Below are 22,432 nucleotides of genomic sequence, written 5' to 3'. Positions count from 1 at the left end.
CTTAAGCGTTTTCTACAATTCTATTAATACTTAGTAAGAATTCTTGAGTTTCTTTTATATCATAAAATTTTTGTTTCATCAATCTAATTTGAAATTTTATTGGCAGATAAACACCCCATTTAGATACCGTTAATGAGTCTGGATTTTTTTCTAATTCATTAGTGATAATTTCATCAATAAATTTAACGTTTGAAACTATAAGATTTAATTTAGACAAAAACTCTTCTTTTGAGATCGTGATGTAAAACATACTAGCTTTATCATCTAGCATATTTTTAATTTCTATTACATCAAAAAGCAGTTTTAGTGTCCTATTTATTTTAGTACCTGTAAAAGTATAGAACAAGATTTTTTTCTCAGAAGCCATCAGCAATCTTTCTGATTCAATATTTTGCAGATCAAAAACAGAAAATTCTCTTCTCATCTTCTCTAGTTCGTCGGATGAGCTTTGATCAAGTTCATTAAAAGTTTCTTCTTGAAAGATTATTTCAAGCATTTTTTTTCTGATTTCTGGATGTACAATACCTCCATCTCCTGAAAATTTAGGTTTTCTACCATCGTTAGCTGGTATTACTTCTATTTTTTTTGCTTTAAAATCTACAAATTTAATTTTCCATATTTTAGCTGCTAGTAAAATATTTTCATCTTCTTTAACTTGTGGAGTAAATGGTATTTCGCCTATTTTATTACCTGCACTAACAACTTTGAAATTGTCTTCAACAGTAAAGGCGCTATAAAAATCTTTATTATTAACAATTTTCTCACCTTCGACTCCTATAATAACCTCATCTCCTAATTTCTCCAAAAAGTCTATAGTAATCAAATGATTTAAAATTTCTTTAATATCTGAAATTTGAATATCATTGAATGCAAAATTGTGATTTAAATGCTTAATCAAATCCACAAGCTTAATACCTGAATATCCTTTTGTTATGGATAGCGCCTGATGTAATAAAATATCATAAACAAAATTCATTGGTTCCGAAGGTTCTATAAATTTCTCTTTATACAATTGCCAACACGCTAACGATTGCAATAAGCTCCATTTATCTGTGGCATATAAAAAAAGATTACTTTTTGCACCATTTTGTCTGCCACTTCTCCCAACACGCTGTATCAATGAAGCAATGCTATTAGTTGCATCTATTTGAACAACTTCATCAACCGAACCAATGTCAATTCCCAGCTCTAAGGTTGAAGTACAAGAAATACAGAAATTTTGCCTATTATTACTTTTTGCAAAGTATTCTACATATTCTCTTACTTCTTTATCAACCGACGAATGATGTGAAAAATAGTTCGTATGTCCTTTTACCTTTTCCGAAATCTTTCTAAGCTTAACTGCTACTTCTTCTGCACGCCCCCTACTATTAGGGAAAATCAGAACTTTATTATTTCTGGTTTCTAAGTATAAATTCTTCAAAAGTTCGAGAGGCAGTTCAGCACCTACATTTTCAAAATATCTAAACTCTGTATCTATTTCTTTGGATGTTTTATCTAATAATACTTTTGTCTGCAATACATCTCCAGTAAATTTCTTTGCTTCTTCATAATCTCCTATGGTTGCTGATAATCCTACTATATTAAATTTCTTTGAATTCAAATCCTGCAATCTTGACAAAATAGATTTTAATTGAACTCCTCTTCCTGATCCTATAAACGAATGTATTTCATCAATCACAACATATTTCAGATTGTAAAAAAGATGACTTATATGATGTGGTCTATTAACAAACATAGCTTCCAACGACTCCGGAGTGATCAGCATTATGCCGCTGGGTTCTTTTATTATTTTTTCTTTAAGCGTTCTATTAGCTTCTCCATGCCACTTTGTAACTGGAAGTTCAAGGTATTTACAAAGTTCTTCTATTCTATAAAATTGATCATTAATAAGTGCAATTAATGGTGATATATATAATACCTGAATACCAATTTCACTAAAATTAACTTTTGAAAGTATAGGAAGAAAAGCAGCTTCAGTTTTACCTGAAGCTGTTCTTGAAGCCAAAATATAGTTGTTATCAGTTGAGATGATTCTTTGAATTGCCGCATCCTGGATAGGTCTCAATTCTTCCCATCGCTTATCCCTTATATATTTTTTTATAGGATCTGAAAGTAAATTGTAAGATGACATTATAATTCTTCTATACTATCAATTAGAGATAACTCATCTGGTCGTTCATCAGAAATTTCGATTTCTCCAAATAATATATTTTTATCAACTTTAGGATTCTGCCTGATAATGTTTAAGATGTTTAAAAAATCCCGGATAACTTCTCTAGGTGTTAGAAACTCAGAAGCACCAGGTTTATTAAAAATTTCTTCCATGAACTGTTGGATATCATTATCTGAAATATCAATTTCTGTTTTATAATTATAATCAAAAATTAATTTAAGTTTTTTTAGTAAAACAAAAATTTCATTATGATTTAAAGGCATTAAACGAATTACTGGCTGAGCAAAATCTCTGACTTCTAAAGTTTCATATTTATTGGTTTCCAAACGAGATTTTAATGCCTGATAACTAAATAATCCTCTTCTTTCATTTTCTAAAAATTCTCTTGTCCCTGCAAAATTAAAAAATAGATTAGCTACTTTTCCTTGAAAACAATCATTATAAATAGACAGAATTTTTTCATAATTTTTCTCTCTCATTATAGAAGTTGAAATTTTATATAAATTTATTGCTTCATCTAAATTGATCATAAATCCGCTATAGCCCATATTAACAAACAGCTTACAGAAATTCTTAAGCATATCGTAATAATTAAGATCATTAATTATATCTCTTACGCCCAACTCTTGTTTCGCCTCTGTTTTAGTTCTATATTCTCCCTTAAGCCATTTCAAAGCATTTCTTCTGAGCTGTTCATCATCTTTTATATAACCTTCGTAATATTTCATTATTACTGTTCCAAAATCGAAACTTCCAACTTCAGTAATTTCACTGATAGTTTTCATTAAATTCTTTTGAATTACGCTAAAATATTGTTCCTCTCTAATCGATGTCAATAAAATATTATTTTCTTCAGCCGTTTTAGTAATTATCTGTTCAATCCATTTTTCTAATAATGTTGGTAATGCTCCTCCTTCTGGTTTTGTTTGAATTGCAACATTGTCCATTATTGCAGAATACAACATTACTCCCTTTCCATCATTAGAATATAATCTATTATCCGGTGTAAAATCAGCATTTGCAACTACAAATTTTTGCTTCAAAGCAACCGTATTAAGAAGATGAAGCATAAAAGATTTTCCTGAACCAAAATCTCCAATCCAAAATTTTGCCATACTATGCCCATTTTTCACATCTTCTAAAGCTGTTACAAAAGATGCGACTTCTTCAGATCTTCCTACTGTAATGTGTTGCACGCCTATTTTAGGTACCACTCCCCCTAATAATGAATTTATAATTGAAGTCGCTTCTTTGGGTTTTATATTATCTATCATTTTGCTAAAAGTTTTTGGTAGTAATCATTGTTTATAGTGTAATAATCTTCGTCTTCTTCAATTAAAATATCATCAAGAACATCAAAACATATTTCATTAATACTTTCTATTAATTGGTTTCTAAAAGCCCCATTAGATTTCGCAAAAATTTCAAACTCACTTTGAAGTATTGAAAAATTATTTTTTGAAAAATACTCCAATGTTAAAGTATGAATTGGTTTAAAAGCAAACTCTTCAGCATATATTGACAATGTATCTTCTGTTATGCTTTTATTGATAGTTATTTCGATTTGCTCATCTGATTTAACATCTAAATCTTCTGAATTTTCATCTTTTAAATATTCATTTAATAACTCTACAGTTCCTGAATGCTGTTGCTGAACTTCCTTAATTAGAGATTTATCTAATTGGATTTTTTTACGTTTAATAGCATATACCTCTGGTATTGATTTAAGGGCTTTTTCCAAATCCTTATCATTTATAAATTCACTCACTATTCTTTCAAAATTCTCAAGCTGAATATTTTCCTTAAAAAGACTTTTTTGAATAGTCTTAGTTAATTGCTTATTATCAAAAGTTACTGACTTTAAATCATAATCCAGATAATATATATAAAGTAATAAAGCAGTTTCCTGATCATACTTTGCAATGAATTTAGAAGCTTCAAAAAAGATATTTTCAACCGAAGGATTATCTTTGTTTAATTTTCCTAATTCAACAATTTGGTTCATAAACTCTTTTGAATTTTTATTAAAATTAGAAGTAATTTCTTCAAATCTAGTTTTCCAGCGAGTTGTATTCTGAATATTGAGTTTTATTTCCGTTTCTTCATCGGGCAAATTTATACTTGGAATTAATGATATATGAATCTGAGCAATTTTACTTATAAGTTTTGTTTCAAATTCTTCCTTTGCAACTGGAGATGAAGCATATGAATCAATTGTTACTTTTCTTTTATGTCCAAAATGTTCTCTTACTGTATTCTCACAAAATTTAAAGATACTTGTATAAAATTCATTTTCAGAAGTCTGCATAGCATACTTGTAATTATTACTGCCTTTTCTAAATCTAAAATGCTTCCTAACTACAACGTCTGCAATTTCTTCAAATTCTTTTTCAATTGAAGAACTGCTATCTATATATATCTGTTTCAAATTATTAATTGTTGCCAAATAGAGTTTGATAACTTCAACAGAACAATATTCTATGCTTATAAAGTTATTACTAGAATACCATATTTTGTCTAAAACATTTGTCTCCTCTTTATTAAGATTTAGTTTTTTCTTGTATTTATTCCTCCATTCAAAAGTTGAATAATTAACTTGGGTATATTGATAATCATAATGATCTTCTCTCAATCTGGCAATACCATCATTATCACCAACCTGTTCCATTTTTTTGATCAGAAAATTTATTCCATAAGATTTAGTTTTAGGATAATTATCACCTAAATTTTCTATCTGTGATTCTAATTTGGTAATATTTTTATGCTGTTCAAACTCGTTTAAAAAATCGAAAAGTAAAATAAATGCATAATTACTATTCCCTTCTAAATCTAGAAATTCACCATTCAGAAATTGAGTTTTATAATATTGATAAAACTTTTTTTGATTGGCTGTAGCATAATTAATTTCTGAATAAGAATAAACATAACTATGAGACCAGAAAGGCACTTTAGATTCTAATCCATAATCGGAGTCAATCTTGTAAGATTTTGATCCTACATCTATAATTGAATCATCATTTTTTAAACTAGATTTAGTCACAGAAATATTAATGGTGCTTGTTCTATCAATCGAAGAAATCTGTTTTGCTCGTTGATTCTTCGCTATATCATAATAATTTATTTTGTTTGACTCCGGTTTCTTTTTTCCTACCGAAACAAGAACAATTATTATAAAGATTATAATTATTATTGTCATCTGTAATTAAATTAGGTCATCTATAATATCTGAAAAATCAAATTCATGAATCATTATAATAGTATGGCCATCTTTTCTTAAACTTAATGCTTTTTCTACCTTTCGCCCATAACAAGAAAATGCCCAAGCTGGATTACCATTATCACCCACAATTAGATAATCCGTTTTCTTAGTAACACTATCAGTAGGTATTCCCCCCAGTGATTTAATCTGATTTTGCAAAGTTTCTCTATTACCTCTTTTTAAGACTCCAGTAATACAGAATGTTTTTCCTTGAAAATCTACATTTGGCTCGCGTGTACAAAGTCCGGATATAGCAATATCAGACGTTTCCTTCTCAATTTGCTTTTGTACTTCTGAATCTTGTAATTTAACAAACTGCTTAAAGTAGGCTTTAAGTACTATTCTTTCTTCTTCATCAATTTTATTGTCAGATAGTACAGACAGTATTAAGCTTCTAATCTCATCATAAGGATAGTATGTGTTTAGATGTTCATTTTCAGAGAGCCAAGTATTCAATTCAAATATCTCCTTGTCAGTGATCTCTCCGTCAGATAATATTCCATGACAAATACCCTGCAAAGTTTGAAGATCAGAAGTTACTGCATTGTAATAGTAATTGTCGCTTTCGTATTTTTGGCAAAGCCAAAATAAATCTTCAATTGTTTCTTTAGGAGGTATTTTATTTGAAATAGTTTCTTCAATTATAGTCATAAACTCATTAAAAGGATTTCTATTAATTAAAAGTTTATGTTCTGTTGCCCATTTTCTAAGTTCATTAATTTCTTTTTCGTTTACTTCTTCATCTGACTGAATACCAAGTAACAATCCTTTTAAAGAGCTAATTGCTTTATCAGCTTGAGATTTTGAGGTGTAAATTTTCAATAATTCTTGATCTATGTTACTCATATTATAGTATGTTTTTAGTTTGATTAACTTAATTCATGAAAAGACTTTTCCAAAGATTATTTCCAATTCACAAACCTCTTCATCATCAATTTTGATTGTTGGTAAATGCAGTCTGCAATCTTCATGACTTCTAAGGATTGCCGCAGCATTCAGTGCTTTCGTTGGTTTGTCATCGCCTGTCACTCCTTCGGGATAATAGCTTTCTATAGCTCCATGCGAAAGGATAAAAATATCAAGGGATCTCAATGCTGCTAATAGAGAATATTTTTCTGGAATTTCTATAGCATTATCTGTAAATATCTTTCGTCTGAGATTATTTTCCTCTTCTATGAATAGAAAATCAATTTCCAACGTTTCTTCTTCAGTTAAAACTTCACCAGCTTTTATTTTTAGCCCCAGTTCTTTTAGTTTATTATATCGGTCCTTCCATGAATATCTTCTTACTAACTCTTTTATTTTACTTGCAGGTAAATCTGCCTGTATTCCTTGTTCACTAGCTATTTTATCAAGTATAGCCAATAGCTCTTCTCTTTGTTTTTTAATATCTTCTGAAACGGTAAATTTCTCAAAACCATCGATTAAAGCATCAGAATCTACTATACAGAAACATTTTATCTGGAAAAAACTATAGAAGTCAGTAAATCTTTTAACATTCGATTTCCCATTTATTGAAATGATTGGAATATTATGGGCATCAAAATCCCATTCTGGATTAAGCAGTTTCGCTGTCTCTTTTAGATAGATTATATCTGAGTCGCCTTCAACTAATAGCACCTTGCTGGAGAAAAAGGCGGCAGTATTATTTTCATAGCATATGATCTGAAATGCATCTTTTGCCGCTATCTCTTTTAAAAAATTGATCGTTAAGAACTTTCCATAAGGTTTTCCTTCCGTTGGATATTCTTTTATAACCTTAACAAAAGTTCCAGTAGAATTTGGAGAGAAGAACATCGGTGAATGTGTAGTAACGAATACCTGATTATTAACTTCGGTTAATTTTTCTAACGCAGCAAATAATATCTTTTGCGCACTTGGGTGCAAGTACAGTTCAGGTTCTTCAAATAGAAAAAGATAAGGTTGCTCACTTATTTCAATTACGGCTTCCGCATCTTCTTGATTTTCTTCTGCATCAACTTTTTTCATAGCTGCAAACTCTTTTCGTTGTTCTTTATATTGTTCAACAAATGTTCTCAGCAATGCGAAAGTTACAGCACGTTTAATACCATCTCCCTTTGTTTCAATAATATCTCTTACTCCATCATCAATTAGTAATCTAGCATTCGTAAATACTTGTTTTAACTCTGGTTTGGGTATTTCTATCTCTATTTTTGATTTTGGAAAATTTTCAGAGAGGAATGAACCAATCTGTTTTTCTATATCCTGCAATTTTTCAATTCTATTGTCCGTAATCTGTTCTGCTTCTCTAACTACATTAACTACATTAAGTAATTTGTGCAAATCATCAAATGAATCGGTTATTCTTTCAAAATGTTCGGAACTTTCTAAAAATCTCATTAGAATACTTAAGAGTTTTCCGAAAGTTGCTGATTCTTTTGATTTTATATCGTCTTTCAGGTCTTTGACCGCAGCTATGTAAATTGGCTCGGGTAAAAGAATTTTAACGCTATTTTCAATGCCAGTTGGTAAAGGAGCAAGTTTCATCTCCTTTTGTTCGGCAGGTAATTCCGCTATCACCTCATCAAGTTTTGCAAAAACATCCTTTTGTGTCGTTAGACCTTCAAATTTCTCTGCGTGTTGAGGTAATATCTCAATGACGGCTTGTGAAATTTCCTTTCCTTTTTTACCTTTCATTATTGCCCCAACTACATCTTTACCATACTTTCCTTCTTTGGGAGCAAGGCGATTACAGAGAAGATCAGACTTTCCATCTGTATTATAAAGACGAGTTAATGTTAATTTATCTCCAATAATTATTTCTTTGATTCTATCTCTGTGATCGGGAGATAATCTATTTATGTCTCCGTCATTTATTTCTGAGAAAGTGAGTTCAATTTCAATAGGTTCCTCTTTATCGTGAAAGTCAGATTTACTTAAGCTGGTACCTGAAAAAAATAAGCTTGTTGCTAATAGTATAGTTGATTTTCCAGCGTTATTTTCCCCAATAATACACGTAAAAATTGAAGTATCCAATTCATCGGATTTTATACCCCTATAGTTCTTTATTTTTATATTTGAAATATGCATATCCTTTATTTTATATAAATAAGTTAATTCAAATATCTATCTTTTGTATTATTCCTTTTTATGGAAAACCATAATGTCTCAAATATATCAATTCACAAAAATCAACCACCAAGTATTTATACCTGTTTCTTTATAATTTTCGCTTACCTTTTAACTTAATGGAAAAGATTTACTTCTTTCGTAAATTTATGTAAGTAATCAAGGTATGAAGCCCCACTTTTAGAAGTATTTAAAAGAAATAAATTATAATAATTTTTGTTATGAAAAATGCTTATTTATATGTCAGAGTAAGTACTGACGAACAAAAAAGAAAAGGCTACTCTTTGCCTGAGCAGGAGGACAGATTATTGAAATATTGTAAATATTACGATATAGAAGTCAAAGGAATCTATCGTGAAGATTTCTCCGCGAAGAATTTCAATAGACCAGAATGGAACCGATTATTTTCAGAAATTAAAAAGAAATCATCAGGAGAAGGTAAAAACATATTATTTATCAAATGGGATCGATTCAGCCGCAATATAGAATATGCTTACGAAATGATTGGAAAGCTTCGGAAATATAAAACAACAGCAAAAGCTATTGACCAGCCAATTGATTTCTCCGTGCCGGAAAGTACAGTTATGCTGGCGGTATATTTAGCTGTTCCGGAAGCAGAAAATACTCGGAGAGCTCAAAACACTTCAAACGGCATTAGACGAGCGAAGTTGATGGGAAGATATCCTAACAAGGCACCATTAGGTTTTATCAATTTAACATCAATGGATGGTAAAAAAGGTATTGCTCCTAAAGAGCCTGAAGCTGAAATCATAAAATGGGCTTTTTATCAAGTTGCCAAGAATGATCATAGAATAACTGAAATCATAAAAACAGCTAATAATAAAGGATTAATTTGTTCAAGATCGCACTTTTTCAGGATTTTGCACAATCCAGTTTATTGCGGACTTATACCGGTCAAACTTGAATCTAGCGAAGAGCAAGTGGTAAAAGGATTACACGAACCATTGATATCTGAAACTTTGTTTAATCAGGTTCAGTCTGTTATTAATACTAAAAGAAAAACTACTGCTAAAAGAAATGATTTGCAATCAACATTTTTTCTCAGAGGTTTTTTAACATGTCCTGTCTGTAATCGAAAACTTAGCGGAAGTATATCAAAAGGAAGATCAAAAAATTATCCATATTATCATTGTCATAATGGCTGTAGAACAAGGATAAATGCTTTCTTTCTCAATGATTGTTATCAAAATAAACTCCAACAATTGATACTCTCAAATAGTGCGATTGAATTATTTAAAAAAATTTTAGAAGAGCAGAATATAAACACGCAAAAAGCAAGTTATTTATACACCCAAAAAGTATTAGCGAGGAAAATAAAAGAAGAGGGTATAACCCTTTCTCAAGGCAGAAAACTTTTTATAGCCGGAGTATTAAAAATTGATGATTATAGTGAATTAAAAAAAGAGTCTCAAGTCAGCACCAAAAATCTTAAAAAGGAAGCACATGATGTTGCTGTTAAATTAAAAGCTATTGATAGAAAAAATCAAATCGAAGAAAAAGCATTAGTTGAAATTTTTAAAAGATTTTCTGAATTTGAGACCTCAGATAAAAGACATTTGGTAAATCTTATTCCACCAACCAACATTAATTTTAAAACAGGTGACCTATCTTTAGATTTAAATCAGGCGCTTTTAAAAATTTTATCAAAAAAAAGTAACCAAAAAAAGTAGAAAAAATGAATTTCATTGAGAAGAATGTTTCAGTAGAAAAAGCCGTTATTATTCTTTCCAAGAACGGCATTCAAGTAGATGAGAAGGAGGCAAAAATTATTTTGGAATTACTATATTTAGTATCAAAAAATTACGACAAACCAAAAGAGAAAAAAACTCTATATCCTTAATGAGACTTCGAATCGTCATTCAGCTTCGATTAAATCTCTAATAAAACCACTTTTAGACTGTTTATTTCAAACAGACTAAGAATTCCTTGTGAAAAATTCGAACCGTAAAATATTACGCTGTAAAGACTTGAAAAACCTACATATTTGTATAAAAAAAATGAGACAACTATTGACTAGTTGTCTCATTAAGTGACCCAGAAGGAGCGAATACGAACCTTTTACTTGAAGATCTCAAACTTTTAGCCGACTCTTTTGAGTGTGTTTTGTGATACAGATAGTAAAATAAAAAAGGAGATTATCAAAATTAATTATCCTGTAAAGTAACGGTTCCAATATTAAAAATTCACAGTATTGAAAAATAGAATATTAAAGTAACTAAAAATTAAATTATGAATTATTTGCCTGATTTAAATGCATTCGCTAAAATTTTTATTGACAAAGGTTTTTGTGGCTCGTTTCAAACACAGTTAGCCTATCCAGGAAAGTTGAAAGAAAGCATTACCGAATATATGGAAGCCTGTAGCAATGGTAAAGAAAGATCTGATAGAGACGGAAGCTTTTTACTATCGACTTATCTGCAATGGTCAGGAGATGATAATCCGAGTATTTCATGCGATTTTTGGGTAAGACAAGAAAACGACAGTTTTGATATAAAAAAAATGGAAATTACTTGTAAAGACAGATACGGACAACTTTTGAAAATCGGAACTAAAAAACCTTTCAATAATTCAATTCCGACATTAAAGGAAGTAATTGCTCACGTTTCAGTATTTCCTCAACAAAAGCTTTCTTCTCTAAAAAGAGGATTTAGAATGTGACAACTATGCATACAAAGAACAAAATCCAGTCTCTTTATTTCTATTGACTTGAAGAAAGAGGGGGTATAAAAGGCATCTATATCAAAAAAAAAGCAGTAGAGATTGATTATAAGGGATTATTTATTGCATACTGGATGCACTTCTCTAATTTTATTGCGGCATCTGTTAATTTAGAGATGTCTGAAGCAGTTGAATTTGGGTTATTCAAAGCAGCTGAAATCTTTTTTTGAATGTCGTTCCTTTGCTTAATATAGATTACAGAAGGTAATGTTTTTCTCCAAGCTCCTGCTGTTTTTTCAGTTATCCCAATTATTTGAGAAGCTTCTTTTTGAGTCTTACCTTCATTAAGTAGTTTAGAGAATATTTTAATTTGTTCTGATGTACGTTTTACACTCATAGGTATTCATATTAAGACAAAATCCCTATAACTGCTGATTTTGAAATTAGTATATAAAATAGTTTTTCTGATTTTTAATAAAGATACTATATTTATTATTGTGTAATAATTTTTCTCTGCGAGACTAAGTAACTATATAATTATAAAAAACCACGCTTCTTTTACTAATCTTTCGCAAATCGAACAATTAAATTTGTTACCTCCTGTGCAGACCACCCACGTTTGTTTTCAGGAACACATAAACGAAATGGCCTCCCATCAGCTAAAGGTTTTCCTTCTTTTGATTAAGCCAGAATAGCAATACCTCTTCTAATATTAGATTAACCTAAAATTCTTAATATTTTCTGTCATTTCCCAATCAATGTCCAAAACATCTTTTACAAAACACCTTAAAGCATCATACTGGCTTGGTTTTACAGCATAAAAGTTAGCACCAAGTTCTAATGACTTTTCAATATCTTTAGGATCGTTACTGGTAGAAAGTATAATAATATTTAACTCTTTAACTCTTCCCTCCTGTCTTCTTATTTCTTCCAGACATTCAAAACCACCTTTTCCTGGCATATTTATATCGAGAAAAAGTATCTCAGGTATTGGATCATTTATCGTGTTAAGAATTTCCATTAGCTGAAGTCCGTCCCCTGCCTGCACCAGAATCACAGAAGGATCAATCTCACGAATGACATCAACAAAAAGTTCACGATCATCCTCATCATCGTCTGCATGAAAAATGTAGCGTTGGGAATTTTGTTTTGCTAAGCTCATAACATTTTTTTTTATATCTCAAAACATAATACAAGCATTTAGAAATCTGCAAATGTTCATATATAATATAAGCTCCTGTAAATCGATAAACGATAGAATTATATCCGTGGAAACGGTTAATAAGTCTTAAAGATAGCCTTAATAACCAGAAAAACACATAAAGTGAATATATAATATAAGTCTATAATAGACCCAAGAATCAAATTTATTTAATTTATTAAAGAGCTCATCAAAAATTATAATTTTATTTACAAAAATAGAAAAAAGACATCTTTAATATAAATTTCAACTAGAAAAATAAACTTAGCAGGATAAATATAGTACGAACTAAATAAATGTATAAAGCAAATATTTAGCGAGATGTTTCCTAAACTTTAAGTCCATGACGGTACATATAATCAGATTAAATTCAAACACAATTAATTGACTAACAAGTACATATATTTTAAAATAATCAACTATCCGTAAAAATAACTGCTTTATTATTTTTTAATTTCAAGTTTAGTTCCTCAACATAAATAAAATCTATCCGAAACTTAATGATGTAGGGCTTGGAAAGAGTAATAAATAACATATAAATATTACTCCTAAAAAAAGAAGAACCTGAAACAAGACATTAATTATCAACACATTAAAACAAAAACAAGTATAAATACCTATTTTTTTTGATGAAAAAAAAATTAATATTACATGGATAACCAATACATACTAAAAAAAATGACTAAAGATGAAATTACAAAAGAGGTAAAAGAGATTATAGCCCTCAACAGCAGGTATGCTTTTGATGAAATTAAAATAACTGACCGTGTAGATAAATTTATAACTACTTTCATGAAAGCAAAATTTGCAAGAAGAATTCAAGCAAGATTTGATATACCAGTAACAAGATTGACAAATGAACTACATGTAAGTATTAAGAAGGTAAGCCAGTTAGTAGATTTTATCGACAATATTATAAATCAATAAGATGAATAAGTTATACTTATTATTGGCGTTAATTTTAAGTTTAAATATTAATGCTCAGGAAAGATTATTTTTCATAGGTTATACTAAAAATTATTTTTCGAAGGATTCAACCAATGTAACATTTAATTTTGATCTTAACCGAATTCCTGGCTCATCTGAAAAAATTGCAGGAACATACCTTTACAACGGTACATTAAAAAATGATAAATTCGGATTATATCTCAAGCCAACTGCAGATATTAATATTGGATCTGGAACAACAACTGCCCCCAACAATATCAACGTTGGTCTTCCATTGGGATTCGCATATGACGGAATTCCTTACTCGGAAGTTATATTTGAAATCGGTCCAGAAATGGTAGCTGACAAAAACTTTGATAATTATTTATTTTATGGAAGTGCAGGTCTATTTTTACGATACGAATACAAAAATGATATACTCTTTAATTTATCAACCGGAGCTAATATTTCTCATGGAACACGCACGTATTCAGATGAAATTCAAAAAGCAAATGGATATAGTCGATTCACTATTCCTACTTATGTAAAATTTTGTTTTTGGAATGCTAGCAAAGATGATGAACATTACTACAAAGTGCACTTAACAAATACGTTTAAATTCAATAACGTGTTTGAAGATAACAATGTAATTACACCTGATCCGCATATGATTTTCAATACTACTAAATTAGACCTTTACATTATACCTCAGCTTGCAATCTCCGCCCAGTATCAATATGGATACGAAGAGCCATTATTTAAAAAAATAAAGTCTTTATCCTTGGGAATCTCATTTGCGAAATTTTAGTTCCGATATTCTCAATCATGCGAAAAAAATTAAGATACCTGACTTAATCTTCATTTTAAGTCAGGTAATTTATCTTTTCTATAAAAGATACTTTGAAATTTACGAATATGCTGATTTTTGTTCTTGTACTCAAACTTCATACAAATTCTTAATTTGATTATTTACCACAGCGTTTAATTTATTAATAAATTTGTATTGAATAGAATCCGTTTTATTTGTTTTAACACCCTTGCTTCATTACTTAAATTAACACCAAGCCAATTACGCTTGAATCAAAGATGTTGTTTCAAATACATCACCAAATCTGGTAAAAGTTTCCCTTGCTGTATCTACTACTTTTGCGATGTCTGATTCTGTTTGTGGGAGAATATTCAAAGCTGCGGTGAACGAAGCCCATTTCAGTCCGGATTCAGTTCCATAGCCGCTAAAGAAAGAAAATCCTCTTTCGATCCCTTTTTTCTGTAACATCTGAACAATATATGGCCCGCCCATAATGGAACCTTCAAGTACATATAAAGCTCCCATTGCCTGGATAGCATCTTTTACTTCAACCACTTTTGCAAAAGGCAATTTGTCGATTGTACCGCCTAACTCTTCTATATCTATCTTGATGTTTGAGGAGTTACGACGTTGGCTGTAATCTGGCAGCACAGTATGGATATAAGGGGCTATTGCTTTTTCAACCAAATTGAAATATGCATAAAAGCATTTTAGCAATTCGATGTAATCAGCCTCATTACTGATGTTTTTAATACGAAGGATTACTTTTTTCTCCGTTTCCTGATGACCCATTTTTGTGGCCTCTTTAATTTGTGTACTTAACATATTACTTTATTTTAATTGGATTAGTAATCAATAATAGATTTTATAATTATAAAATGCCATTTCTTTAGTATATTTTACAAAGCCAGAAAAATAAAAAGCGGTATTTTTAAAAAGAATAACGGTCTTTACTTTTTTTCTCTTTTTTATTCTGTTATAGTAAAAGATTTAAATTTCATTATTGCAGCTCCGTTTTCATCTACAAAAAAGAACCTGTTATATGCCCCAGCTGGCGTACCTGCCGGCACCTTAAAAGTTGCTGCATATGCAGTACGTGACACAATTTCCAATTGATAACGTGTACCATTAGTTCCTATTGAAATAAATATATTCTTACCTGTATCGAGTTTTGTTCCACGAATATTGAACGTGCCTCCTACTTTTGCGGTCAAGATAGCAGGATTAAAATCTGAAAATACGAGCTCAGTACTCTCTGTAACCTCATAATTAAACCAATTTGCCTCTTTAGATTGCCTTAAAACATATTCGCCATTTTTAATACGTACATCGTATTTTCCTACTGGCATATTGGTAGGCAGATAAAAATAAATACCATAGCTCTGAAAAGGGGCCACTCCAGTACCTTTACCAAAATAAACAATCTCACAATCGTATTCAGTAGTTTGGTCTGCCGCCGAAACCAGATATACTCTGGTTTGTTCCAAATTAAACCAAAAATTATCCGTAGCTATAGCTCCGCCACCGCCATTAACAGCTATCCATCCTCCTAATTTCCCTGAAGTTCCAAGTCCAAATGTTTTAGGCTGGGGCTGACGAAAATCGACTTGCAGGGTATATTGCCTGCTGGTACCCGCCTCAGATGTTACTGTATATTTTTGGCCGTTTTTAAATGGTATTTCAACAGCTGATTTAGGGCTTATTACCGCTTTATCTGCCAATACTATATTTGGAATAATAGTTTGCGGCATCTCATGATAACTCACCCATACTATTTTAATAGTATCATTGACTATGGCGGCCTGCATAGGCGCCTGGTCTGCATGTTCCTGTATGGTAAAACTTTTTATATAGGCATCACCAGACACATAGGTTATATCACCTGGAATGTCATTATACACTGTGTTATATTCGGTATCGCACGAAGTCATAACTGCTAAAGCAGCAACACAAACAGCTAAAAAGGACAAAAAGCTGTTTTTATATTGATTTTGTTTCATTTTATATTTTATAAAGGTTTATTGTTTTTAATGTTTCTTTTATATTTTGAAACTAATAATTATTTAAAGTGATGATAACTATTTGTGCCACACATCTTCTGCCTGGTATAACGTAATGTAAAAAAATAAAACACGATCTACTTACACATCTAACAGATAAGCAATTACTAAATTATACACCAATCACATTCTGTGACAGTAATTAAACTTTCTGAAAAATCTTTTTAATGTCTTTAAAAAGATCCTTTTACAGTTATAAATAACTGAAATAAATCAAAAAAAAAGCAGGGCAGTCTTTTTTTTATTATACTTGCAGCCTAAAACTATAAGCCTGTTTTTTTTAAAACTATCGGGCGGCGGTTTGCTAAACTTTTTTGCCCGAATGCCAGTTCGGGCATTTTATATTACAATACTTTGGTGTAAGTATAGCTCACAGTACCAAAAACAGAAGCACCATGCGTAGGTACTATACTTGTTATTTCTACCAGATAAGCTTCAGTTATACTTCCATCTGTTTTGGTTGGATTAGAATATGCTGTAGCAGCGCTAAGGCTCTCGTCTTTCCAAATCACTACTTTTTTAGTAATAGTGATAACACGGGTGCTGGAATCATAATTATAATAGCCTAAACCAAAGTTTAATCCATAAGCTGAACCATCAGCTCCTAGAGTATTTTCTGGTATAAAAGTGCCGCAGGAAGGATCAGTTCCAATGTTTGCTGCACTTGAATTTTTTACAGTAATAGCAGAAGCTATAGCACTCCAGCCGCTTGTACAGGTATACGAAGGGGCTACAACACCGGCATACCAGCCTGACGAAGTGGGACGGAATCCGCTTCCATAGATACCCTCAAACTGCACATTTGCTGTCCCTATGACTTTTGCAGTTGGGGTCCAGGCGCAATAGTTTCCTGTAAGTCCCCCTGTAACTCGGTTAACAACTGCATTACCAGATACTGGAGTACAATCGGCAGCTAATAAGCCGGCTGATTTGCCCGTCAATTTAGACGGACCGCTTACTGATGGCTCATAGGATAAGGTGCTGCCCTTTACCAAAACATCATCATTGCTTTCTGAGTTCTGATCGCACGAAACAAAGAACACAGCGGTCATTAAAGTCATTGATAGAATTAATTTTTTCATAATTTTAAAATTTATAATTAAATGATTATTTAAAATACCACCCGATAGTTTAATTTTTTATTGAAAGGTCACAGGAAAGGTCATTCTTTTAGTAATGCCGTAACTTTCAAGCTGCAACCAGTATTTTTTTTGTTTGTCTGCAATAAATGCATTATAATCAGCCAGATTAGGAATTACAGCTTGAAATCTTAAACTCATGCTGGCACTATTGAGTTCATCCATAGTATAGTTCCATACTTTGCTGCCATTTTCATCAGTGAGGTATAATTTAGTTACTGAGCCAGATACCAGTAAATTACCTCCCGTTACTGTTATAATGGAGCCTAACTTTTGCGTGCTGCTTTCGGTTGAGAGCTCATCCAATACCATATCAGGGTATTGTACCACCACATTTAGCTTATATTTAGCCGTAGTGCCATCTGCCGCTGTTACAGTATATTCAAATGGGGCTGCACTAAACACCGGTACAAGCTCAGTGGCTTTAGGTGAAATAGTAGTGCCCTGGGGCAGTTCAATGGCAACTTGCATAAACTCCAGCTGGTAATACGCTGGTAAATAAGTGGTAATGGTTTTGGCGTCATGATCTACGGCACTGTAAATAGCCTGTTTTTCACCCGGGTTCGTTATCTTATAGCTCAGAATTTTGTTTTTACTCTGGTCAGTAATTATTTCGTTAACATTTTCACCTTTTCGGTCTTCATAAATGTCTTCTTCCTTGGTACAGCTCCATAAACAGATCCCCCAAATGGTAAAAAACACGTAACGGATTAATTTAGTATTCATTTTATATATTTATTTAGACTTAATAAAAACAAATTTTGACGTTTATATCCTAAAAAAACAAATGTATTTGTCTTTTAAAAAATATTAAAACGGCTTATTTTAAAGGTTTTTTACTGGATTTATTTCTTGATTTCGAATTTCGTACTCCCCTTCGGTACAAGAACATATTCAAAACTAAAAAACATTTTAGGTGCAGCTCTTGTAAAATTTTCGCGTTTAAAAATATCTTTGTAAACAGAAATCATTTTTATTTTGGCATAATCACCTTTGGCAGTTTTCACAATTATGGTACGGGCAGGTATTGTTTTGCCTTTACTCAGAATAAGCGGATCTCCCAGAGCGTATGCAATATGCCTGTTCTCGTAGGCACCATCCCTTACAAGATCACCGTCAAAATCGTAGAAATACCAGCCTTTTCCTACTCCAAAACTGCCGCTTTCATCGGTTCCGTATATCTCCTTATCGGTTTTGAATAAATTGTCTGCCGGAATGGCTGTTACCTCATCAAAAGGCTGTTCTACAATATAGATGCCCCCTGCGGCGGCGGTTCCTGCACCAAAATTACCGCTATTTGCCCCATTGTTTCCTGACATAAAGCTGCTGTATAATCCGCTGAAAGCTAGATCCCATCCCGTAGTTTTTCTATACTTACTATCTATCTCTTTGTTATCAGCCAGGCTGTAATATAAAATGCTCTTGTCTTCATACTGATTGCCGTCTGCAAGGGTATACCCAAAGTTCTCTACCCTGATTACCTTGTTGTAATTAGTGGCTGCAGCTGGCGGAACATCGTCAATAATTGGCTCCGAAGTACCACTGTCACTGGAACAGGATGTTAAGAAGATGATACTGAAAAAAGACAATAACAATGCTTTTGACATTACATTCTTTTCAAAATTATTTTTCATTTTCATTTGGTTTTTAAATTTTTACTTCCATCGGTTTGTACAAAATATCTAAATGTAAGATAAGGCGCCGGCCAATTCAGATTGGTTACCGTCGGCGGATTGCCCTGGTAAGCGTTAATGAGTTCCAGTTTTGCATACTTTCCGTCAGGGAGCTGTATAACGTAGGTCCTGTTTTTAATAGCTATCATAATATGGCTGTCCAGACTGTAGAAAAACCATCCATTGGCGCTCTCATTTACTGCCCATCCAATTTTATTGATTTCGCTGGCAGCAAACTCCTGGTCTGATGGTGCAGCGTCAACCTCAGCATACGGCTTGTCTATTTTCACTACCGAACTGGTAGCAGTACCGCCATATCCGGGATTAAATTCATAACTTCCTTTATTCACGTAAACCTCACTGTTATAAGGCCCTGTAAAAGCAATGTCCCAATCCTTAGTTTTTAAATATTGGGCTGAATCTGCAGCATTGCGGATCCATATCTGCCTTCTATCGCTGAATCGAAAAAGAAAAGTATCAAATCCTTTTTTTGTTTTCCCTGGAGTTTGTCCGCTCATAGAGCCATTTGTATCACCGGCCAGATCACGGATTAGTGTGCTTTTACCGTCTTCAAGCCCTTCCCAGGCATCTCCTTCTTCGTTATTGCTGCAGGAGGTAATTACCAGCAAAACCAGTAGTACAAGCAGCTGTATGTTTATAATTTTCATAGTTTTTATAGTTTTCATTTTCTCATTTATTCCTTTATTTATGGTGATTACACAGGTTTAATATTTATTTCCTATTTTTATTCTTTATAAAATCGGTATTTAAGTCCCAATAGCACTACCCGCCCGGGTTGTCCGGGCATGAGCCTGTCTGTATAGTTCATGATATTATCCGCAGTAAGCTGAACACTTAGGCGCTGTTTGAGCAGTTTCTTTTCTATTGCTGCATTGACTAAAAAATGTCCGGCTACAAAAATGTCGTACTGGTCAAGAAAGCGATTATTGTTATTGTCTACAAAACCGTACTTGCCGCGGTAATTGACCCTAACATTAGCACTGATGTCCCAAGGAATGTAACTGTAGGATGCACGCAGGTTTGCCATGTGGCGCGAACGGTTTTCTATGCCGTAATAATCCGACAACTTAGACCTGCGAAACAGCCCTGTGGCATTGTCCCGAATGGAGGCATAAGCTCCCGTTCCATTGCTTATGCTGTCCATAACCCCTCTGTCTTTGGCTATAAGGTACTGGTATCCCGCACTAAGATCTAATCCGGAAAGAGGACTTACGGACATTGATGCTTCTAATCCGGTATTGAAAGATTTCGGTAAATTCTGGTAGGTATAAATATCTCGTACATTAGTTCCTGTCGCAACACGTATACTATTGATCTGGTTTGAAATTTTATGATAAAATGCATTGATATCAACTTTGATATTCTTCTTGGGTTCGTAAGTAAAACCACCATTGAATGAAAGCGATTTCTCTGCCTGCAGGTTTTGGTCCAGCTGGTTTACCAGATATTCTCTTACTTCGCTGATCTGCCCGTTATTTTTCATTTCTTCCAGAGTCTCTCGCAGGATTTCTGAACCTATAACCAGATAATTAGCTACGGGGTTCATAAATACCTGATAGCGCTGGCGATAATCAGGAGTCTTAAAACCACTTCCCAAGGAAATTTTTAGGGTAAGTTTTGGAATAATATGGTACTGTAACCCCAGGCTTGGATTGAGCTTACCGCCGTAGCTGCTATGGTGGTCATAGCGAAACCCGCCGACCGCTTCAAGCTTATCGTTCATTTTCCAGTCACCCTGCAGGTACGCAAAGCCGCTCCACATCCCACCCGGTGCATTAAAATTCCGGTTGTCCATTTGTTCTGTACTACCGCCTAATCCTCCGGTAAATTTCAAATTAGTGGTTCCCGCATAAGAAAATTGCTGTTCAAAGCGATGCAGCGTCTGAGCAAATTTTTCTGCACTGGCCTGTGAACCGCTTTCCTGCCATAATATACTCATATCAGATTCATAGCGGGTCAGATAATAACGGCTCATACTTCGAAGACCACTATCAAAATTAATGTCATAAGTAACTGAAACATTAAGGTCTGTAATATCCTGGCTGTCTGCTGCTGAATTTTGATTTCCTTTACTTCCAAATATCTGCTCCATAAAGGACTTACGAAGCGCATATCTGCCTGAAGTACCTAAAGTGCTGTTTTCTGTCAGGCGATATCGCACCCGGCCCTGCAGGGTATAATCATCATAAGGCGGTGCTGTAGTGCCGGCAGCCATGAAATTTGGATCCGTATTGAAACCATCCGTACGGTAATAGTTAGCCGATATATTAGCGGAGCCCCTTTGGTGATGGAATGGAGTTTCTCCCTCTAGTGTTGCATCCACAATATGGAGTGAACCATAACGTAAAGAGGCTAAAGCCTGGGGCTGAAATGCTCCGTGACGGGTAACAATATTTATAGCTCCACCTAATGCTTCGCTTCCAAAAAGACAGGAAGAAGCTCCTTTGATGATTTCGATTCTCTCGATATTGCTCACACTGATGCGGGAAAGATCAAAATTGCCGCCATTTCGTCCCACCATAGGCTGGCCGTCGATAAGGATCATAACATAATCGCTTCCAAAACCCTGCATCTGCACTCCTACCGCTCTTGCACCACCGCCAATATCATTGACTACAGCAATACCTGTTTGTTCTTTTAATACTTCGTCCAGCCTCCGGCTGCCCATCTTGGCAATAGTTTCTTTAGTTATAACGGTAACAGGCATGGCACTGCGTTGAATGTCCAGTAAATTATCTGCTTTCGTTTCCTTGCCATACACCGTTACCTGTTCCAAAGCATTTTCTTCTTCTTCTAAAGTAATTTTGATATTGTTTTTTTTATCTGCTTCAATCAGAACATTGTTTTGGTAATCTTTGTATCCGAGGTAAGAAACTATAAAAGTATACTCGCCTGCAATAATATTTTTAAACGTAAAGTATCCGTTTTTGTCTGTCTGCGCCTGATGCATATCGGGTTGTAAAATAAGGTTTGCACCAGTAACAGGCAAACCCTTTTTATCTGTTATTTTTCCTGCAAGGCTTCCTCTTATTACCATTTGTGCTTGAATTATAAAAGGAAATAGCAGCAATGAAAACAAAAAATAAAGAGGTTTTATAGTGCTGAATTTCAATTTTAAAGAGTGTTTATTATTTTTATTCATTCTAAACAAGAATTATTTTACAATATTAGGCATAAGAGTCGGTAGAAGGTTTGTTCCATCCGTTTTTTCTTTTGTTCTATCTGTTTTATTTTTTGTTCAATCCGTTTTTTATTTACCGTTTGGCTTGAAGTTCATACTCAAGCATAATGTTTTAATACAAATTCAAATAATTGATTATCAAAGACATAAATCCTATTAAGCAGGTAGCGATAGGGAAATTTTTATTTGTTCAATTCGTTTATTACTGAATATTCTTA

19 protein-coding genes are annotated in these 22,432 nt (G+C 32.9%); 5 read left to right on the top strand and 14 right to left on the bottom strand.

Annotation, left to right across the window (positions count from 1 at the left end; genetic code table 11):
- Position 1: 1 nt before the first annotated feature.
- The 5 genes from AAEO57_RS10260 to AAEO57_RS10240 are packed head-to-tail and all read right to left on the bottom strand — an operon-like array spanning position 2 to position 8,486.
- A complete protein-coding gene (locus tag AAEO57_RS10260; RefSeq protein ID WP_341692215.1) occupies positions 2 to 2,134 on the bottom strand; it encodes a DEAD/DEAH box helicase in 2,133 nt (710 codons plus the stop codon).
- Positions 2,134 to 3,450, bottom strand: a complete 1,317-nt coding sequence (locus AAEO57_RS10255) for an ATP-binding protein (protein WP_341692213.1) — start codon at positions 3,448 to 3,450, stop codon at positions 2,134 to 2,136. Before AAEO57_RS10255 ends, AAEO57_RS10260 begins: the two co-directional genes overlap by 1 nt.
- Entirely contained in the window at positions 3,447 to 5,372 is a 1,926-nt protein-coding gene (locus AAEO57_RS10250) for a tellurite resistance TerB C-terminal domain-containing protein (protein ID WP_341692212.1), read from the bottom strand. Before AAEO57_RS10250 ends, AAEO57_RS10255 begins: the two co-directional genes overlap by 4 nt.
- Positions 5,373 to 5,378: 6 nt before the next feature.
- Positions 5,379 to 6,281 (bottom strand): BRCT domain-containing protein, encoded by a 903-nt coding sequence (locus AAEO57_RS10245; RefSeq protein ID WP_341692211.1) that lies wholly within the window; start codon positions 6,279 to 6,281, stop codon positions 5,379 to 5,381.
- Between the two features lie 33 nt (positions 6,282 to 6,314).
- Complete coding sequence (locus tag AAEO57_RS10240; RefSeq protein WP_341692209.1) at positions 6,315 to 8,486, bottom strand: ATP-dependent nuclease; 2,172 nt, start codon at positions 8,484 to 8,486, stop codon at positions 6,315 to 6,317.
- A gap of 260 nt (positions 8,487 to 8,746) precedes the next feature.
- Between AAEO57_RS10240 and AAEO57_RS10235 the strand changes: the two genes are divergently transcribed.
- The 3 genes from AAEO57_RS10235 (at position 8,747) to AAEO57_RS10225 (ending at position 11,204) form a co-directional block, all read left to right on the top strand.
- The gene (locus tag AAEO57_RS10235) at positions 8,747 to 10,216 is read left to right on the top strand and encodes a recombinase family protein (protein ID WP_341692207.1); all 1,470 of its coding nucleotides are present in this window, start codon (positions 8,747 to 8,749) and stop codon (positions 10,214 to 10,216) included.
- A gap of 5 nt (positions 10,217 to 10,221) precedes the next feature.
- Complete coding sequence (locus tag AAEO57_RS10230) at positions 10,222 to 10,386, top strand: PTS sugar transporter subunit IIBC (RefSeq protein WP_341692205.1); 165 nt, start codon at positions 10,222 to 10,224, stop codon at positions 10,384 to 10,386.
- A 389-nt stretch (positions 10,387 to 10,775) separates the two neighbouring features.
- A complete protein-coding gene (locus AAEO57_RS10225) occupies positions 10,776 to 11,204 on the top strand; it encodes a hypothetical protein (RefSeq protein ID WP_341692203.1) in 429 nt (142 codons plus the stop codon).
- 106 nt (positions 11,205 to 11,310) lie between these two features.
- Here AAEO57_RS10225 and AAEO57_RS10220 read toward each other — a convergent pair whose 3' ends face one another.
- Together AAEO57_RS10220 and AAEO57_RS10215 are read right to left on the bottom strand one after the other, a co-directional pair.
- The gene (locus tag AAEO57_RS10220; protein WP_341692202.1) at positions 11,311 to 11,601 is read right to left on the bottom strand and encodes a hypothetical protein; all 291 of its coding nucleotides are present in this window, start codon (positions 11,599 to 11,601) and stop codon (positions 11,311 to 11,313) included.
- A gap of 315 nt (positions 11,602 to 11,916) precedes the next feature.
- Positions 11,917 to 12,366 (bottom strand): response regulator, encoded by a 450-nt coding sequence (locus tag AAEO57_RS10215; RefSeq protein ID WP_341692201.1) that lies wholly within the window; start codon positions 12,364 to 12,366, stop codon positions 11,917 to 11,919.
- 690 nt (positions 12,367 to 13,056) lie between these two features.
- Between AAEO57_RS10215 and AAEO57_RS10210 the strand changes: the two genes are divergently transcribed.
- Both AAEO57_RS10210 and AAEO57_RS10205 read left to right on the top strand, forming a co-directional pair.
- Positions 13,057 to 13,332 (top strand): hypothetical protein, encoded by a 276-nt coding sequence (locus AAEO57_RS10210; RefSeq protein WP_341692199.1) that lies wholly within the window; start codon positions 13,057 to 13,059, stop codon positions 13,330 to 13,332.
- A gap of 1 nt (position 13,333) precedes the next feature.
- Positions 13,334 to 14,140: a hypothetical protein gene (locus AAEO57_RS10205; RefSeq protein ID WP_341692197.1), complete on the top strand. Its 807-nt coding sequence runs from the start codon at positions 13,334 to 13,336 to the stop codon at positions 14,138 to 14,140.
- Between the two features lie 261 nt (positions 14,141 to 14,401).
- On the opposite strand, the gene AAEO57_RS10200 is transcribed toward AAEO57_RS10205, so the two are convergent.
- From AAEO57_RS10200 to AAEO57_RS10170, 7 genes are all read right to left on the bottom strand, one after another.
- Positions 14,402 to 14,965, bottom strand: coding sequence for a biliverdin-producing heme oxygenase (locus tag AAEO57_RS10200; protein WP_341692195.1), 564 nt, complete (start codon positions 14,963 to 14,965; stop codon positions 14,402 to 14,404).
- A 143-nt stretch (positions 14,966 to 15,108) separates the two neighbouring features.
- Positions 15,109 to 16,140, bottom strand: a complete 1,032-nt coding sequence (locus tag AAEO57_RS10195; protein WP_341692193.1) for a hypothetical protein — start codon at positions 16,138 to 16,140, stop codon at positions 15,109 to 15,111.
- A 404-nt stretch (positions 16,141 to 16,544) separates the two neighbouring features.
- Complete coding sequence (locus AAEO57_RS10190; protein ID WP_341692191.1) at positions 16,545 to 17,282, bottom strand: hypothetical protein; 738 nt, start codon at positions 17,280 to 17,282, stop codon at positions 16,545 to 16,547.
- A gap of 57 nt (positions 17,283 to 17,339) precedes the next feature.
- Positions 17,340 to 18,065 carry a DUF5018 domain-containing protein gene (locus tag AAEO57_RS10185; RefSeq protein WP_341692189.1) on the bottom strand — a complete coding sequence of 242 codons (726 nt, stop codon included), beginning with the start codon at positions 18,063 to 18,065 and terminating at the stop codon, positions 17,340 to 17,342.
- Between the two features lie 119 nt (positions 18,066 to 18,184).
- On the bottom strand, positions 18,185 to 18,973 hold the full coding sequence (locus tag AAEO57_RS10180) for an HmuY family protein (RefSeq protein WP_341692188.1): 789 nt from the start codon (positions 18,971 to 18,973) through the stop codon (positions 18,185 to 18,187).
- Positions 18,974 to 18,975: 2 nt separating this feature from the next.
- Positions 18,976 to 19,680: an HmuY family protein gene (locus AAEO57_RS10175; RefSeq protein WP_341692187.1), complete on the bottom strand. Its 705-nt coding sequence runs from the start codon at positions 19,678 to 19,680 to the stop codon at positions 18,976 to 18,978.
- A 77-nt stretch (positions 19,681 to 19,757) separates the two neighbouring features.
- The gene (locus tag AAEO57_RS10170) at positions 19,758 to 22,070 is read right to left on the bottom strand and encodes a TonB-dependent receptor (protein WP_341692186.1); all 2,313 of its coding nucleotides are present in this window, start codon (positions 22,068 to 22,070) and stop codon (positions 19,758 to 19,760) included.
- Between the last annotated feature and the right edge of the window lie 362 nt (positions 22,071 to 22,432).

The organism is Flavobacterium calami, from assembly GCF_038290035.1.
GTDB classification, from domain to species: domain Bacteria; phylum Bacteroidota; class Bacteroidia; order Flavobacteriales; family Flavobacteriaceae; genus Flavobacterium; species Flavobacterium calami.
Note: the sequence above shows the minus strand (reverse complement) of the source record. Positions and strands in the feature narration are given on the sequence as shown.

Excerpts from the sequence above, each read along its gene's own strand:
- AAEO57_RS10215 (WP_341692201.1), bottom strand. The coding sequence starts at position 12,366 with ATGAGCTTAGCAAAACAAAATTCCCAACGCTACATTTTTCATGCAGAC.
- AAEO57_RS10255 (WP_341692213.1), bottom strand. The coding sequence starts at position 3,450 with ATGATAGATAATATAAAACCCAAAGAAGCGACTTCAATTATAAATTCA.
- AAEO57_RS10220 (WP_341692202.1), bottom strand. The coding sequence starts at position 11,601 with ATGAGTGTAAAACGTACATCAGAACAAATTAAAATATTCTCTAAACTA.
- AAEO57_RS10235 (WP_341692207.1), top strand. The coding sequence starts at position 8,747 with ATGAAAAATGCTTATTTATATGTCAGAGTAAGTACTGACGAACAAAAA.
- AAEO57_RS10185 (WP_341692189.1), bottom strand. The coding sequence starts at position 18,065 with ATGAATACTAAATTAATCCGTTACGTGTTTTTTACCATTTGGGGGATC.
- AAEO57_RS10205 (WP_341692197.1), top strand. The coding sequence starts at position 13,334 with ATGAATAAGTTATACTTATTATTGGCGTTAATTTTAAGTTTAAATATT.
- AAEO57_RS10225 (WP_341692203.1), top strand. The coding sequence starts at position 10,776 with ATGAATTATTTGCCTGATTTAAATGCATTCGCTAAAATTTTTATTGAC.
- AAEO57_RS10245 (WP_341692211.1), bottom strand. The coding sequence starts at position 6,281 with ATGAGTAACATAGATCAAGAATTATTGAAAATTTACACCTCAAAATCT.
- AAEO57_RS10260 (WP_341692215.1), bottom strand. The coding sequence starts at position 2,134 with ATGTCATCTTACAATTTACTTTCAGATCCTATAAAAAAATATATAAGG.
- AAEO57_RS10175 (WP_341692187.1), bottom strand. The coding sequence starts at position 19,680 with ATGAAAATTATAAACATACAGCTGCTTGTACTACTGGTTTTGCTGGTA.
- AAEO57_RS10170 (WP_341692186.1), bottom strand. The coding sequence starts at position 22,070 with ATGGTAATAAGAGGAAGCCTTGCAGGAAAAATAACAGATAAAAAGGGT.
- AAEO57_RS10190 (WP_341692191.1), bottom strand. The coding sequence starts at position 17,282 with ATGAAAAAATTAATTCTATCAATGACTTTAATGACCGCTGTGTTCTTT.
- AAEO57_RS10195 (WP_341692193.1), bottom strand. The coding sequence starts at position 16,140 with ATGAAACAAAATCAATATAAAAACAGCTTTTTGTCCTTTTTAGCTGTT.
- AAEO57_RS10210 (WP_341692199.1), top strand. The coding sequence starts at position 13,057 with ATGGATAACCAATACATACTAAAAAAAATGACTAAAGATGAAATTACA.
- AAEO57_RS10230 (WP_341692205.1), top strand. The coding sequence starts at position 10,222 with ATGAATTTCATTGAGAAGAATGTTTCAGTAGAAAAAGCCGTTATTATT.
- AAEO57_RS10250 (WP_341692212.1), bottom strand. The coding sequence starts at position 5,372 with ATGACAATAATAATTATAATCTTTATAATAATTGTTCTTGTTTCGGTA.
- AAEO57_RS10180 (WP_341692188.1), bottom strand. The coding sequence starts at position 18,973 with ATGAAAAATAATTTTGAAAAGAATGTAATGTCAAAAGCATTGTTATTG.
- AAEO57_RS10200 (WP_341692195.1), bottom strand. The coding sequence starts at position 14,965 with ATGTTAAGTACACAAATTAAAGAGGCCACAAAAATGGGTCATCAGGAA.
- AAEO57_RS10240 (WP_341692209.1), bottom strand. The coding sequence starts at position 8,486 with ATGCATATTTCAAATATAAAAATAAAGAACTATAGGGGTATAAAATCC.